Source organism: Kitasatospora sp. NPDC023120 (assembly GCF_055560835.1).
Genome location: NZ_JBVHHY010000017.1, coordinates 190,020 through 203,721 on the forward strand (window position 1 = coordinate 190,020; position 13,702 = coordinate 203,721).

The following is a 13,702-nucleotide window of genomic DNA, read 5'->3' on the forward strand; positions in this document are numbered from 1 at the left end:
GAGTTGTCGGGAGGTCAGCGACCGGGGGCGATCGGGCTGGCGCGGCCTCGGCGGCCGCGCTCACCGTTGCGGGTCAGCGCCGGATTCACACCGGACTTCCCCCTCGGACGCCCTGGCAGCATAACAGGCACTCAGGGCAGGCAACCCTTACCGGAGTCGATCCGGACGTGAACGCACGACCGCCCCTGTCCGGCGCTACGGACGGGGGCGGTCGGGTGGCGACGCGTCAGGACTCAGCCCTGCTTGGTCTCCCAGAAGATCTTGTCGACCTCGGCGATCAGGTCCAGCAGGGCCTGGCCGGTGGCCGGGTCGGTGGACGCCTTGGCGGCCGAGGCGGCCTTCAGGGTGTCGTTGATCAGCTGGTGCAGCTGCGGGTACTTCTCGAAGTGCGGGGCCTTGAAGTAGTCGCTCCACAGCACCGAGATGTGGTGCTTGACGGCCTCGGCGCGCTGCTCCTTGATGATGATGGCGCGGGCGCGGAAGTGCGCGTCCTCGTTGGCCTGGTACTTCTCCTGGGTGGCCTTGACGGACTCGGCCTCCAGCTTGGCCTGCGCCGGGTCGTACACGCCGCAGGGCAGGTCACAGTGGGCGTGGGCGGTGGCGCGCGGTGCAAACAGACGAGAGAACATGGGAGTCCTTCCTTAGATCGTCTTCCCGCGCCCGAGATTACCCTTCCGCCCTCCCGGTTTCGCGATCGGGCGGTGGGCCTAGGGCAAAAGGCGGACCCGGAACCGGGGTAATCCGGACACCGACCGGGTGACGGTCCGTACGGCAGACTGGGTGCGGTCGGCGCGGGAGGAGGAGTCGTGGCACGGAGTGCGGAACCGGAGGGCCGGGCCCGGGGCGGCGCGCTGCCGTTCGGGCTGGTCGACGTGGCGGGCCCGTCGATGGTCCCGACCCTGCGCGAGGGCGACCGGCTGGTGGTCCGCTACGGCGCGCCGGTCCGCCCGGGAGCGGTGGTGCTCTTCCGGCACCCCTTCCAACAGGACCTGCTGGTGGTGAAGCGGGCCGCCGAGCGCCGGGCCGGGGGCTGGTGGATGCTCTCCGACAACCGCCCGGTGGACAGCGACAGCCGCAGCTACGGCGCCGTCCCGGACGAGCTGCTGCTCGGCCGGGTGCTGCTGCGGCTGCGCCCGCGCCCGGCCTGGCTGGCGCCGGGCCGCCGGCTGGAGCGGCTGCTGCTCACCCCGCGACTGGCCCGGCTGCCGGGCCTGGCCCGCCGCCTCGGCGTCTGGGTGGAGGAGGTCTAGCTAGACCTGCTTCCCGGTGCCCAGCGCGGCCTCCGCCTCCTGGCGCTTGCGGGCCCGGTAGGCGGCGACGTTGGCCCGGGTCGCGCAGCGGTCCGAGCAGTAGCGGCGGGAGCGGTTGGTCGAGGTGTCCAGGTAGGCGTTGCGGCAGGGCGCGGCCTGGCAGATGCCCAGCCGGTCGGCGCCCAGCTCGGTCAGGTGGACTGCCAGGCCCATGCAGGCGACCGCGCTGAAGTGCGCGGTGGCGGTCGGCGAGTTGTCGGCCAGGTGCAGGTGCCAGCGCGGCCGTCCGGCGTCGTCCAGGTAGTCGTGCCCGGAGATCAGCGGGCTGACGGGGTACTCCATCAGCAGGCTGTTCAGCAGGTCGACGCCCCGGACCTCGTCCCCCTCGGCGGCGGCTTCGAAGACCCCGCGCAGCCGGGTCCGCACCGCCCGCAGCCGGGGCAGGTCGGACTCGTCGGCGAGGGCGGCGGCCCGCGAGGAGTCGGAGAACAGGGCACGCACCGCGTCCACGGAGGTCAGCGTGTCGGTGCCGCGCTCGGGCTCCTCGGTGTTGACCAGCCGAACGGCGAGATCGGCGTACGAGGCGAGCTCCACGGCGGTCCTTCCAGAGAATCGGTAACGGGCTGACTGCTTCCAGCCTATTACCCGGGTGGGGAAAACGGCGGCGCCCGGCAGGAAAACTGCCTGCCGGGCGCCGACGGGACGGGTTCAGAGCACCTTGGAGAGGAAGGCCCTGGTGCGCTCGTGCTGCGGGTCGGTGAGGACCTCGCGGGGGTTGCCGGACTCGACCACCACACCGCCGTCCATGAACACCAGCGCGTCGCCGACCTCGCGGGCGAAGCCCATCTCGTGGGTGACGACGATCATCGTCATCCCCTCCTCGGCCAGCCCGCGCATGACGTCCAGCACCTCGCCGACCAGCTCGGGGTCGAGCGCGGAGGTCGGCTCGTCGAAGAGCATCAGCTTGGGCTTCATGGCGAGCGCACGGGCGATCGCGACGCGCTGCTGCTGGCCGCCGGAGAGCTGCGAGGGGTAGTTCTTCGCCTTGTCGGCGAGGCCGACCCGCTCCAGCAGGGCCATCCCGCGCTCGCGGGCGTCGGCCTTGGACTCGCCCTTGACCTGCACCGGCGCCTCGATGATGTTCTCTATGGCGGTCATGTGCGGGAACAGGTTGAAGCGTTGGAAGACCATCCCGATGTCGCGCCGCTTGAGGGCGACCTCGCGGTCCCTGAGCTCGTAGAGCTTGTCGCCCTTGCGCCGGTAGCCGACCAGCTCGCCGTCCACGGACAGCAGGCCGCCGTTGATCTTCTCCAGGTGGTTGATGCACCGCAGGAAGGTCGACTTGCCGGAGCCGGACGGGCCGATCAGGCAGAACACCTCGCGCGGCTTGACCTCCAGGTCGATGCCCTTGAGCACCTCGACCAGGCCGTACGACTTGCGCACGCCCTCGGCCTTGACCATGGGCTCGCCGGGCGCGGAGTCGGCCGGAGTCTTGGTCAGGTCGGTCATGCGTGGCCACCTCCCTCGAGCCCCGGGACCACGTCGTGGTCGGTCTTCGGAGTCGGCTTGCCGGCGAACATCCTGCGCACCCGCTGGAGCGGCGTGGGCGGCAGCGTCCGGGTGGTACCCCGAGCGTAGTACCGCTCGACGTAGTACTGCCCGATGGTCAGTACGGAGGTCAGGAAGAGGTACCAGAGGCTGACGGTGATCAGCAGCGGGATGGTCTGGAACGTGCGCGAGTAGATGTTCTGCCCGGCCCGGAACAGCTCCTCCAGCGCGATGACGCTGACCAGCGAGGTGGTCTTGAGCATCGAGATGGTCTCGTTGCCGGTCGGCGGGATGATCACCCGCATGGCCTGCGGCAGGACGATCCGGCGCATGGTCGCGAACCGGCTCATGCCGAGCGCGTGGGCCGCCTCGGTCTGCCCCTCGTCCACCGACTGGATGCCGCCGCGGACGATCTCCGCCATGTACGCGGCCTCGTTGAGGCCGAGGCCGAGCAGCGCCGCGGTGAAGACCGGGATCAGCGTGTTGGTCGACTCGGACCAGAACTCGGGGCCGAACGGGATGCCGATCGACAGCTTGGGCCACAGCGCGCCCATGAAGTTCCAGAAGACCAGCTGGACCAGCACGGGGGTGCCGCGGAAGATCCAGATGTAGAACCACGCGGTGCCCGACAGCAGCGGGTTCGGCGACAGCCGCATCACCGCGAGGATGATGCCGCCGGCCACGCCCATGAGCATGGACAGCGCGGTGAGCTCCAGGGTGACGCCCAGGCCGTGCAGGATGCTCGAGTCGAACAGGTAGGTGTTGACGACGTCCCACTGGAAGGCGGGATTGAAGGCGAGGGCGTGGACCAGCATCGCCGCGAGGACCGCGACGACGATGGCTCCCGCCCACCGGCCGGGGTGGCGGACCGGGACGGCCTTGAAGGTTTCGGGCCGTCCCGGACTCACCGGCCCCTGATCGGAAGGGTTCACGGTGACCTCAGGGGAGTGGGGAACTGGCGGAGGGTCAGCTGGTGGCGCCGTTGATCACGGACTTGTCGATCGCGCCCGCCTGGACGCCCCACTTCTCCAGGATCTGCTTGTAAGTGCCGTCGTCCATCAGCGCCTGGATGGCCCCCTGGACGGGCGCGGCGAGCGCGGAGCCCTTGGCCAGGGCGACGCCGTAGGGGGCCTTGGCCTCGACCGCGCCGACCTGCTCCAGCTGGCCGTTGGTCTGCTTGAGCGCGTAGTCGATGACCGGGGAGTCGGCCAGCATGACCTGGTCGCGGCCGGAGACCAGCGCCGTGGTCACGTCGGTCTGCAGGTCGAACTTGTCGCCGTCGTTGGGCACCGGGGGCTTGCCGGCCTTGACGCAGTCCGGGTTGATGGTGTCCTTGATGGCGTCGGCCTGGATGGTGCCGGTCTGCACGGCGACCTTCTTGCCGCACAGGTCCTTCGGGTCGATCTTGTCCGGGTTGCCCTTTTTGACCGCCGCGCTGGTGCCCGCGAGGAAGTACGTCACCATGTCGACGGTGGCCTCGCGCTCCTTGTTGTCGGTGAGCGAGCTCATCGCCAGCTGGAACTTGTTGGCCTGGATGCCCGGGATGAGCGCGGTGAACGGCGAGTTCTGGGTCTCGATCTGCAGACCCAGCTTCTGGCCGATGGCGTTGGCCAGGTCCACGTCCATGCCGATGATCTTGTTCGAGGCGTCCTGGAACTCGTTCGGTGCGTAGGAGGCGTCGAAGGCGACCACGAGCTTGCCCGCCGACTTGATGTCGGCGGGCAGCTGGGCGACCAGGGCCGGGTCGGCGGTGGCCGCCTTGATGCTGGCGGACGGGTTCACGCCACCGGCGGCGGTGGAGCCCGACGACGACTTGCTGCTGCTGCAACCGGTCAGCACGAGGGAGACGGAGAGGGCAGCCACACCGGCCGCGAAGAGGCGGTTGCGCTGGGTACGGGCGGTCATGAGGGGGATCTCCTCCTGGGAGAGAAGGTCGGGCGGACGCGCCGCGGGAGCGGCGCACCGGAGGTTGCGAGCCGTACGGCGCCGTACGGGTGTGCGTCGTACGTCGTCGTACGTGCGGGCCGGGTTCTGCAGTGCCTGGACGCTGGGACCGCCCAGGGTTTTACGAGGTACTGCTCCGCCACCCTCCGCCGAGGTGGACGTTGGCCGAACCGCCTCGACCAGTGGTCGGCTCGATCCGAGATGGGGGGAATCCTGCCATCTGAGGACGGTCAGGTGGCCCTCATCCAGATCAAAATCGGATAACGAGGGGTCACACTGTCCGCTATTCGGACCTAATCCGGGCCCCTGTCACCCTCCGCATAAGTATGCGGATCCCTCTGTGCTCGCGCCCGGAGGCCCGCCGCCCGCCCGCTCAGATGCCCCCGTTGATCACCGCGTTCTGCGCCGCGCCCGCGCTGACGTTCCACTTGGCGAGGATCTTGTCGTACTCGCCGCTGCGGATCAGCTGGTCGACCGCCTTGGCCATCGCGTCGCGCAGCTCGGTGTCGGTCTTGCGCACCGCGATCCCGTACGGGTTGGAGGTGGACTGCCCGCCGCTCAGCTCGAAGCGGTTGCCGCCGTCGGTGGTCTTCGCCGCGTAGGCGGCCACCGGGAAGTCGTTCAGCCCGGCCATGGCGGCGCCGGAGGCGACCTCGGCCAGGGCCTTGGCGTCGCTGTCCAGCTTGTGCGTGGTCAGCTGCCGGCCGGTGCGGGCGCAGACCGCCACCTGGCGGGTGATGATCTCGTCCTGGGTGGTGCCCTGCTGGAGCGCGACGATCTTGCCGCACAGGTCGTCCAGGGTCTTGATGCCCTTGGGGTTGCCCTTCGGGACGACGATCGAGGTGCCGGCGATGAAGTAGTCCACGAAGTCCACGCCGGGGTTGACCTGCTTGCCGGCCTCGTCCAGGCCCTCGCGGCGGGCGCGGATGTCGCTGAGCGCCGACATCGCCAGGTCGTACTGCTTGCTCTGCAGGTTCGGTATCAGCTTGTCGAACGTGGTGTCCACGAACTCGATCCGCACGTCGAGGATCTTGCCCAGGGCGTTGGCGAGCTCCGGGTCGAGGCCGGCCGGCTTGCCGTCCGGGCCGCGGAACTCCACCGGCGCGTAGTTGACGTCCATGCCGATGCGCAGCACCCCGGCCGAGCGCTGCGCCTTCGGCAGCTTGCCGCGGAGGTCCTTGACCGGGTCGTCCGCGGCGGCCTGCCCGCCGCTTCCGCAACCGGTCAGCAACAGGGCACCGGCGGTGACCAGGACGGCGCCGGCCAGGACCGGGCGGCGGGCGGGGAGGAGGTGAGGCATGGGGCTGCTCCTGTGGGAGGGACGTGCGTTCGCCACGGTGTCGCGGTGGTGTACGCGAAATGGCGGACAAGCGATCCTGCCATCCCGGCCTGCCGGGCCCTGCGGCGGGTGTGTCAGAATGCCGTACCGGGTGACCCCCGGACGCTCGAACCAGACCGACGAGCCCTGACAGGCTCGGGTCGCCCGGGACCGGAAGTCCTCACGTGACTCCGTATCCGGGGCGCCGACTCCCCCTCGCGTCTGCGTTCACTCCTGCGGGTGTGCGTGCGCTCAAGCCGTTGCCGCCGCCGGAGCCCGGCACTTCCGACCGCCGGGCCCCTGGGACGCGACAGCGCGGCGATGAACCGCACGTGACGAGGACGAAAAGGCATAGGTGCGATGCCTTTGTCCGACCTAGGCTCGGCCCGGTAGCACTAACGCGGACAACACAAGACCCCATAAAACCCTCATCCGAGGCGCCGCCCGACAGCGCCCCGACCCCGACCCCGGGTCCGCTTCGGCGTACCCGGTTTCCGGTTTCCGGACGGGTCGTCCCGCCCGTCGGTCGCGTGTCCTCGCCAGAACAATGACGAAGAGGTCATCGTGGCAGCGGAGATCATCAGCAGCACCCAGGACACCGACGATCCGGTCGACGCGGTTTTCGCGCTCCACCGCGGCGGCAAGATGGAGATCCGGGCGACCGTCCCGGTGCGCGACGCGGACGACCTGTCCCTCGCCTACACCCCCGGTGTCGCCCGGGTCTGCACGGCCATCGCCGAGCAGCCGGAGCTGGTCAACGACTACACCTGGAAGTCCAACACCGTCGCGGTGGTCACCGACGGCACCGCGGTGCTGGGCCTCGGCGACATCGGCCCGCAGGCCTCGCTGCCCGTGATGGAGGGCAAGGCCATCCTGTTCAAGCAGTTCGGCGGTGTGGACGCGGTGCCGATCGCGCTCGACTGCACCGGGGTCGACGAGATCGTCGAGACCGTGGTCCGGCTGGCGCCCTCCTTCGGCGGCGTGAACCTGGAGGACATCTCCGCCCCCCGCTGCTTCGAGATCGAGCGCAGACTCCAGGAGGCCCTGGACATCCCGATCTTCCACGACGACCAGCACGGCACCGCGATCGTCACCACCGCCGCCCTGTGGAACGCGGCCAAGGTGACCGGCCGGGAGATCGGCTCGCTGCGGGCCGTCATCTCCGGCGCCGGCGCGGCCGGCATCGCCATCGCCAAGATGCTGCTGGCCGCCGGTATCGGCGACGTGGCGCTCTGCGACCGCAAGGGCGTGATCCACGACGGCCGCGACGACCTCACCGACGTCAAGGCCGAGATCGCCGCGCAGAGCAACCGCTCCGGGCTCAAGGGCTCGCTGGCCGACGCGCTGAACGGCGCCGACGTGTTCATCGGCGTCTCCGGCGGCACCGTGCCGGAGGAGGTCGTCGCGACCATGGCCGAGGGCGCGTTCGTCTTCGCGATGGCCAACCCCAACCCGGAGATCCACCCCGAGGTCGCGCACAAGTACGCGGCGGTCGTGGCCACCGGCCGCAGCGACTTCCCGAACCAGATCAACAACGTGCTGGCCTTCCCGGGCATCTTCGCCGGCGCCCTGCAGGTCCGGGCCTCCCGGATCACCGAGGGCATGAAGCTGGCCGCCGCCAAGGCGCTGGCCGGCGTGGTCGCCGACGAGCTCACGCCGCAGAAGGTCATCCCCTCGCCGTTCGACGAGCGGGTCGCCCCGGCGGTCACCAAGGCCGTCGCCGAAGCCGCCCGGGCGGAGGGCGTGGCCAGGATCTGACGGTCCGACAGTCACATTCCGAGGCCGGGACGCGCGTCACACCCACGCGTGGTTCCCGGCCTCGGCCGTGCCCGGCTATCGTCCGGGACATGTTTGCTGCCTACGCCGCACGTATCGATGCCGACGACCCGCTCAGCGGGCTGGAGTTGGGCGAGCTTCCGGAGCCGCAGGCCCGCCCCGGGTGGAGCGTGGTGACGGTCAGGGCCGCCAGCCTCAACCACCACGACCTGTGGTCGCTGCGCGGGGTCGGCCTGCCCGCCGAGAAGCTGCCGATGATCCTCGGGTGCGACGCCGCCGGCGTCGACGAGGACGGCAACGAGGTGGTCATCCACTCGGTGATCGGCCAGAGCGGCCACGGGGTGGGCCCGAACGAACCGCGCTCCATCCTGACCGAGCGCTACCAGGGCACCTTCGCCCAGCAGGTGGCGGTGCCGACCTGGAACCTGCTGCCCAAGCCCGCCGAGCTGAGCTTCGAGGAGGCCGCCTGCCTGCCCACGGCCTGGCTGACGGCCTACCGGATGCTGTTCACCAACGCCGGGGTCAAGCCCGGTGACACCGTGTTGGTTCAGGGCGCGGGCGGTGGCGTGGCGACCGCGCTGATCGTCCTCGGCAAGGCGGCCGGCCTGCGGGTCTGGGTCACCGGCCGGGACGAGGCCAAGCGCCGCCGGGCGGTGGAGCTCGGCGCGGACGCCGCCTTCGAGAGCGGCGCCCGGCTGCCCGCGCGGGTGGACGCGGTGATGGAGACGGTCGGTGCCGCCACCTGGTCGCACTCCGTGAAGTCGCTGCGCCCGGGCGGCACCATCGTCATCTCGGGCGCCACCTCCGGCCCCAACCCGAGCGCCACCGAGCTGAACCGGATCTTCTTCCTGGAGCTCAAGGTGGTCGGCTCGACCATGGGCACCAAGGAGGAGCTGGCCGGGCTGCTCGCGTTCTGCGCCAACACCGGCGTCCGCCCGGTGATCGACTCGGTGCTGCCGCTGAGCGAGGCCCGGGAGGGCTTCGCCCGGCTCGCCAAGGGCGAGGTCTTCGGCAAGATCGTCCTCAACCCCTGAGGCGGTTCCAGGCGCCGACGCGCGCGGGCCCGGTGCCCCTCGGGGGAGCACCGGGCCCGGGTCCTTCGCCCGTCAGCCGAGCACGCCCGTCAGCCGAGCAGCCGCTTCAGGCGCTCGCCCGCGGCGCCCAGCACCGACTGGGCCTCGGCCAGCTTGTCCGTGCTCACCCCGCCGTCCCGGGCCGCGTCGCGGACCTGGTCGCGGAAGCGGTCGAGCAGTCGCTCCAGCTCGCGGGACGGGTCCTCGGCCGGGTCGGTGCGTGCCCACGAGGGCAGCTCGGCCGGGGCGGCGGTTCCGGTCCCGTCCGGGTCGGTCCCGCCCGGGTCGGTCTTGTCCAGGTCGATCCGGGTCACGGTGATCCGCTCGCCGGACCCGGCGGACTCGGCGGGCCCGTCCGACGGGTGGCCCCAGCGGGCCGCGTCGGCCAGACCGGACAGGCCCTTGGTCAGTTCGGCCAGGCCCTCGGCGAGCCCGGTCGGCCAGTCGCCCTTCGCGGCGTGCTCGCGCACCTGCTGCTCGACCCGGCGCTTGATCCGCAGCGCCTCCTGCTGGGCGGCGGTGCGCGAGGCCTTGGCCTGCTCGCGCAGCCGGCGGGCCTCCTCCTCGGCAGCCTTCGCCTTGAGCTTGGCGGCCTTCTCCTGCTCCCGGGCGCGCTTGGCCTGCTCCTTGGCCTGCCGCTTGAACTGGGCGAACTCGTCCTTGGCGCGCTGCCAGGAGTCGTTGTCGCCCCATGGGCCCGCCCACGGGTCGCCCTTGTCGTCGCCCGGGGCGCGGTCCGGCCGGGGGGCCTGCCTGGCGGCCTTCCACAGCTCCTCGCGCAGGTCCTTGGCGCTGTCCCGGACGTCCTCGCGGATCGCCCCGGCGAGCTGCGCCACGGAGTCCCGGATCTCCAGCTCCAGCTCGTCCAACTCGCCCTGCCGGGCTTCGAGTTCGGTGCGTCCGGCGTCGGTCAGCCGGTACACCTTGCGGCCGCCCTCGGTGCTGTGGGCGACCAGGCCCTCCTGCTCCAGCTTGGCCAGCCGCGGGTAGACCGTGCCGGCCGAGGGGGCGTACAGGCCCTGGAACCGCTCCTCCAGCAGGCGGATCACCTCGTAGCCGTGCCGCGGGGCTTCGTCCAGGAGCTTCAGCAGGTAGAGCCGGAGCCGGCCGTGGCCGAACACGGGGGTCATCTCAGACCTCCTTGGTGAAGTCGGGCTTGCCGGGGGCGGCCGGGAGCTCCTTGGCCGGGCCCTCGTCCTCGGGCTCGGGGCGGCTCAGCACGGTGACCGAGCCGGTCACGGTGGTGACGCTGAGGCTGCCGGCGCCCTCGCCGAGCTGGCCGGACAGCTTCTTGGCGCCCCAGGTGCTGCTCAGCTTGAGCTGCTCGAAGCTGCTGGAGATGTCGCCGCTGGTGGAGCCGGCCTCGACCTTGGCGTCGGTGCGGGAGGGGAGCCGGACCACGACCGGGCCGCTGACGGTGGAGACCTTGACGTCGGCCGCGCCGTCCACGTCGAGGTCCAGGGTGACGGCGCCGGTGACGGCGTTGGCGTGGACCCGGTCGGCGGTGCCGGCGACCACGGTGAGCTGCCCGGAGACGGTGTTGACCCGGAGCTGACCGCCGATCGACTGGGCGTCCACGTCGCCGGTGACGCTGTTGGCGTCGGTGCGGCCGGTCAGCCCGACCAGGGTGGTGTCGCCGCTGGCGCTCTGCACCGAGACGTGCCCGGTGACGCCGGAGACGGTGGCGTCGGCGGAGACGGTGCCGATCTTGACCTCGGCGTCGGCCGGGACGGTCAGGGTGATGCCGGCGACCCGCTTGCGCTTGAGGGAGCCGAAGAAGCTCTTGACCGACTCGACCGACTTGAGCGTCTCGCCGAACTCGCCCCAGCTGTTGATGTCCTTGTAGGTGACCGTCAGCACGCCGTCCACCAGGGTCACGTGCAGCGGGTCGCCGCGGAGCTCGGTGACCTCCAGGCGGGCGGGGCCCTCGGCGGCCACCACGTTCACCGTGCCGTCGATGATCCGTACGTGCAGCGCCCGGACCGCCTCGTCCACGGTGGTCCTGCCGGGCTCCTCGATCGTCCACTGGTTCATCTCTGCCGCCTCCCGTCGCGGATCGCGATGTATCGCGTTCTCTTCTAAAGACGATATATCGCGTGCTGGGAAAAGCAAGCGTGCCGGACCCCGATCCCGACCCCGATTCCACCCCCGGCCCGTCCCCTACGGGACGCCCCGCGGGGTCGTGCGCGGATACGCGAGAGGCCCGGGAGGCGGTTGCCTCCCGGGCCTCTCGACGGCCGTCACCGGGTCACTCGTCGTCCTCGTCGTCGAACCGGGCCAGCCAGGTGGCCAGCCGCTCGACCGGGATCTCGAAGTCCGGGTTGAGGTCGACGAACTCGCGCAGGCGCTCGGCCAGCCACTCGAAGGTGACCTCCTCCTCGCCGCGCCGGTTCTCCAGCTCCTCGATGCCTCGGTCGGTGAAGTACACGGTTCGCTCCGGTCCGATGGGGATTGACCTGGTCAGGATAGACCGGGCCGGTCAGCCGTCGTTGCGCCAGTAGGTCAGCGACAGCTTGACCGCTCCGGTGTTCTTGTTGCCCTGCTCGATCACCTTGGCGACCACCACGCCGCCGTTCTTCCGGTTGCGCAGGCAGAACAGCCGGCCCGGGGGCAGGTCGTCGAACTTGAGGTCCTTGGTGGGCTCCCGGTCGATCGCCGCCGAGCAGTTCTGCGGGGTGAGCGCGCTCTCCCGGCTGATGTAGGCGTCGGACTCGCTGTCCAGGTCGAAGGTGCCGATGCTGGTCGGGTCCAGGGCCCAGGTGGGGCTGGTGGAGTCCGGCACGACCTTGCCCGCGGACAGGTCGAAGCTGTAGCTGTAGCTGGTCGCGTACAGCTCGGTGTCCTGGTACACGACGGTGTAGACGGTGTTGCGGGGCACGGTGGCACCGGCCGACGGGCTGCTCTTCGAGGAGCCGCTGCTCTTCGTCGGGGTCGGCGCGGGCGAGGGGGAGTCGTCGTCGCCGGTCGGGGTGGGCTTGGGCGTGGTGGTGGGTGCCGCGTTCGGGGCGGCCGACGCCGCGTTGGTGCCCTTCTTCTTGTTGCCCTCGTCCAGCTTCTTCATCAGCACCACGCCGCCCGCGGTGCCGCCGACCGCCATCACCAGGGCGACGGTGAGCAGCACCTTCCAGGACACCCCGCCCTTGCGCTTGGGCTCCGGCTCCGGCTCGGGCGCCGGGTGGGCGGTCACCACCGGGCCGGGCGGCGGGGTGTCGAAGGACGGCGGTTCCGGCCGCAGCTGCACGGTCGGCGGCGCGGGCAGCACCGGGGCGGTCGGCGACTCCGTGGGCGGCTGCGGGGAGCCGTACGAGCCGAGCGGCGGCGGCGCGAAGCCCGGCGGGGGCGTCGCGGGCTGGTGCGGCTGCACCGCGGTGGCCGGGTGGGTCGGCGCGACGGGCGGCGGCGGGGGCGTGGTCGGGGCGGCGGGCACCGCGGGCATCGGCGTCGGCGGGGTGGCGGGCGCGGCCGGCAGCGGGGTCGGCGGCGTCTTGGGGAGGTCGGAGCGCCGGGTGATCTCGGTGTTGACCTGGCGCGGCAGCCAGTCGTCGGCGAACCGCAGCTGACCGCCGACCTCCGGGTGGTTGCGGGCGACCTGGATGATCTCGGCGGGCTTGGGGCGGTCCTCCGGGCTCTTCGCCAGGCAGCGCTGGATCAGCTCGCGCAGGTCCGCCGGGACGGCCGACAGGTCCGCCTCCTCGTGCACCACCCGGTAGAGCACCGCGGTGTCCGGGCCGTCGCCGAACGGCGCGGTGCCGCCGGCCACGTACGCGGCCAGGGCGCCGAGCGCGAAGACGTCGGTGGCCGGGGTGACCGGGCGGCCCTGGGCCTGCTCGGGGGACATGAAGGCGGGGGAGCCGATCCGGTAGCCGGTGCCGGTCAGCGCGGTGGCGTCGGCGGCCCGGGCGATGCCGAAGTCGATCACTCGCGGGCCGTCGCCGGCGACCAGCACGTTGGCGGGCTTGAGGTCGCGGTGGACCACCTCGACGCTGTGGATCGCCTGCAGCGCCTCGGCGATGCCGCCCATCAGCAGCAGCACGGTGCGCACCGGCAGGGCGCCGTTCTCGCGCACCACCTGCTGCAGGGACGGGCCCGGGACGTAGGCGGTGACCAGCCAGGGGGAGTCGGTGTCCAGCCCGCCGGAGTCGATCACCTGCGCGGTGTAGAGCCCGTGGATCCGCTGGGCGTTGCTGACCTCCTGGGCGAAGCGGCGGCGGAACTCGCCGTCCTCGGCGAACTCCGGGCGCACCACCTTGAGTGCGACCGGGCGTCCGCCCGGGGTGTACGAGAGGTAGACCCGGCCCATGCCGCCGGCGCCGAGGCGGGCGAACAGCCGGTAGCCGCCGACCTCCTTGGGGTCGTCCGGGAGGAGCGGCTGGAAGACCGGTGGGAGCTTTCCGGCGTCCCGAGGCGTGTCGGCGGTCATGTGGTGGTCCCCCTGGGAGAGCGGTGAGGCGGTACGGCCGAGGCGGCGGGGGCGCGATGACGGGCACCCGGCGTCCGACTGGCGAGGATTAACCTATCGACCCGTCAGGAGTTCGTGCACCGGGGCTCCGGTTTGGTTGCAGAGCTGCGACCTTGGCATGGCCTGGCGAGGAAACGATTCCCCCGGAAAACGAGCCGGCCCCCGCCCTCCCGGATGGGAGGACGGGGGCCGGTGAGCCCTCGGGCGTCGGACCCTTCGGTCCGTCGGGCTTCAGCGCGTCAGAGCGAGAAGACCTCTTCGATCAGTGCCTGCTGCTCGGCGGCGTGTCGCTTGGCGGAGCCGACCGCGGGGGAGGAGGCCGTCGTGCGGGCGA

13 protein-coding genes are annotated in these 13,702 nt (G+C 71.4%); 3 read left to right on the plus strand and 10 right to left on the minus strand.

Annotation, left to right across the window (positions count from 1 at the left end):
• Nucleotides 1-233: 233 nt before the first annotated feature.
• A complete protein-coding gene (sodN, locus tag ACZ3TI_RS25180; RefSeq protein ID WP_465729799.1) occupies nucleotides 234-629 on the minus strand; it encodes a superoxide dismutase, Ni in 396 nt (131 codons plus the stop codon).
• A gap of 177 nt (nucleotides 630-806) precedes the next feature.
• Between sodN and sodX the strand changes: the two genes are divergently transcribed.
• Entirely contained in the window at nucleotides 807-1,250 is a 444-nt protein-coding gene (gene sodX, locus ACZ3TI_RS25185; RefSeq protein WP_465729801.1) for a nickel-type superoxide dismutase maturation protease, read from the plus strand.
• Here sodX and ACZ3TI_RS25190 read toward each other — a convergent pair whose 3' ends face one another.
• The 5 genes from ACZ3TI_RS25190 to ACZ3TI_RS25210 form a co-directional block, all read right to left on the minus strand.
• Entirely contained in the window at nucleotides 1,251-1,844 is a 594-nt protein-coding gene (locus tag ACZ3TI_RS25190) for a CGNR zinc finger domain-containing protein (RefSeq protein WP_465729803.1), read from the minus strand.
• 114 nt (nucleotides 1,845-1,958) lie between these two features.
• Complete coding sequence (locus ACZ3TI_RS25195; protein WP_465729805.1) at nucleotides 1,959-2,759, minus strand: amino acid ABC transporter ATP-binding protein; 801 nt, start codon at nucleotides 2,757-2,759, stop codon at nucleotides 1,959-1,961.
• Nucleotides 2,756-3,706: an amino acid ABC transporter permease gene (locus ACZ3TI_RS25200; protein WP_465729807.1), complete on the minus strand. Its 951-nt coding sequence runs from the start codon at nucleotides 3,704-3,706 to the stop codon at nucleotides 2,756-2,758. The genes ACZ3TI_RS25195 and ACZ3TI_RS25200 overlap by 4 nt, the downstream gene beginning before the upstream one ends.
• Before the next feature lie 58 nt (nucleotides 3,707-3,764).
• Nucleotides 3,765-4,703, minus strand: coding sequence for an ABC transporter substrate-binding protein (locus ACZ3TI_RS25205; protein ID WP_465729809.1), 939 nt, complete (start codon nucleotides 4,701-4,703; stop codon nucleotides 3,765-3,767).
• 412 nt (nucleotides 4,704-5,115) lie between these two features.
• Nucleotides 5,116-6,042: an ABC transporter substrate-binding protein gene (locus tag ACZ3TI_RS25210; RefSeq protein ID WP_465729811.1), complete on the minus strand. Its 927-nt coding sequence runs from the start codon at nucleotides 6,040-6,042 to the stop codon at nucleotides 5,116-5,118.
• A 582-nt stretch (nucleotides 6,043-6,624) separates the two neighbouring features.
• Here ACZ3TI_RS25210 and ACZ3TI_RS25215 point away from each other — a divergent pair.
• Nucleotides 6,625-7,818, plus strand: a complete 1,194-nt coding sequence (locus tag ACZ3TI_RS25215) for an NAD(P)-dependent malic enzyme (RefSeq protein WP_465729813.1) — start codon at nucleotides 6,625-6,627, stop codon at nucleotides 7,816-7,818.
• An 89-nt stretch (nucleotides 7,819-7,907) separates the two neighbouring features.
• Entirely contained in the window at nucleotides 7,908-8,870 is a 963-nt protein-coding gene (locus ACZ3TI_RS25220; protein WP_465729815.1) for a zinc-binding dehydrogenase, read from the plus strand.
• A gap of 89 nt (nucleotides 8,871-8,959) precedes the next feature.
• Here ACZ3TI_RS25220 and ACZ3TI_RS25225 read toward each other — a convergent pair whose 3' ends face one another.
• The 4 genes from ACZ3TI_RS25225 to ACZ3TI_RS25240 all read right to left on the minus strand — a co-directional run bounded on the left by ACZ3TI_RS25225 (nucleotide 8,960) and on the right by ACZ3TI_RS25240 (nucleotide 13,329).
• Entirely contained in the window at nucleotides 8,960-10,039 is a 1,080-nt protein-coding gene (locus tag ACZ3TI_RS25225) for a PadR family transcriptional regulator (RefSeq protein ID WP_465729817.1), read from the minus strand.
• A 1-nt stretch (nucleotide 10,040) separates the two neighbouring features.
• Nucleotides 10,041-10,943 carry a DUF4097 family beta strand repeat-containing protein gene (locus ACZ3TI_RS25230; protein WP_465729819.1) on the minus strand — a complete coding sequence of 301 codons (903 nt, stop codon included), beginning with the start codon at nucleotides 10,941-10,943 and terminating at the stop codon, nucleotides 10,041-10,043.
• Nucleotides 10,944-11,157: 214 nt separating this feature from the next.
• Nucleotides 11,158-11,337 (minus strand): DUF6104 family protein, encoded by a 180-nt coding sequence (locus tag ACZ3TI_RS25235; protein ID WP_465729821.1) that lies wholly within the window; start codon nucleotides 11,335-11,337, stop codon nucleotides 11,158-11,160.
• Between the two features lie 51 nt (nucleotides 11,338-11,388).
• Nucleotides 11,389-13,329, minus strand: coding sequence for a serine/threonine-protein kinase (locus ACZ3TI_RS25240; RefSeq protein WP_465729823.1), 1,941 nt, complete (start codon nucleotides 13,327-13,329; stop codon nucleotides 11,389-11,391).
• Between the last annotated feature and the right edge of the window lie 373 nt (nucleotides 13,330-13,702).

What these genes read in the sequence shown, in the direction of transcription:
- ACZ3TI_RS25195 (WP_465729805.1), bottom strand. Translation starts at nt 2,759, where the DNA reads ATGACCGACCTGACCAAGACTCCGGCCGACTCCGCGCCCGGCGAGCCC.
- ACZ3TI_RS25225 (WP_465729817.1), bottom strand. Translation starts at nt 10,039, where the DNA reads ATGACCCCCGTGTTCGGCCACGGCCGGCTCCGGCTCTACCTGCTGAAG.
- ACZ3TI_RS25210 (WP_465729811.1), bottom strand. Translation starts at nt 6,042, where the DNA reads ATGCCTCACCTCCTCCCCGCCCGCCGCCCGGTCCTGGCCGGCGCCGTC.
- ACZ3TI_RS25205 (WP_465729809.1), bottom strand. Translation starts at nt 4,703, where the DNA reads ATGACCGCCCGTACCCAGCGCAACCGCCTCTTCGCGGCCGGTGTGGCT.
- ACZ3TI_RS25240 (WP_465729823.1), bottom strand. Translation starts at nt 13,329, where the DNA reads ATGACCGCCGACACGCCTCGGGACGCCGGAAAGCTCCCACCGGTCTTC.
- sodN (WP_465729799.1), bottom strand. Translation starts at nt 629, where the DNA reads ATGTTCTCTCGTCTGTTTGCACCGCGCGCCACCGCCCACGCCCACTGT.
- ACZ3TI_RS25230 (WP_465729819.1), bottom strand. Translation starts at nt 10,943, where the DNA reads ATGAACCAGTGGACGATCGAGGAGCCCGGCAGGACCACCGTGGACGAG.
- ACZ3TI_RS25220 (WP_465729815.1), top strand. Translation starts at nt 7,908, where the DNA reads ATGTTTGCTGCCTACGCCGCACGTATCGATGCCGACGACCCGCTCAGC.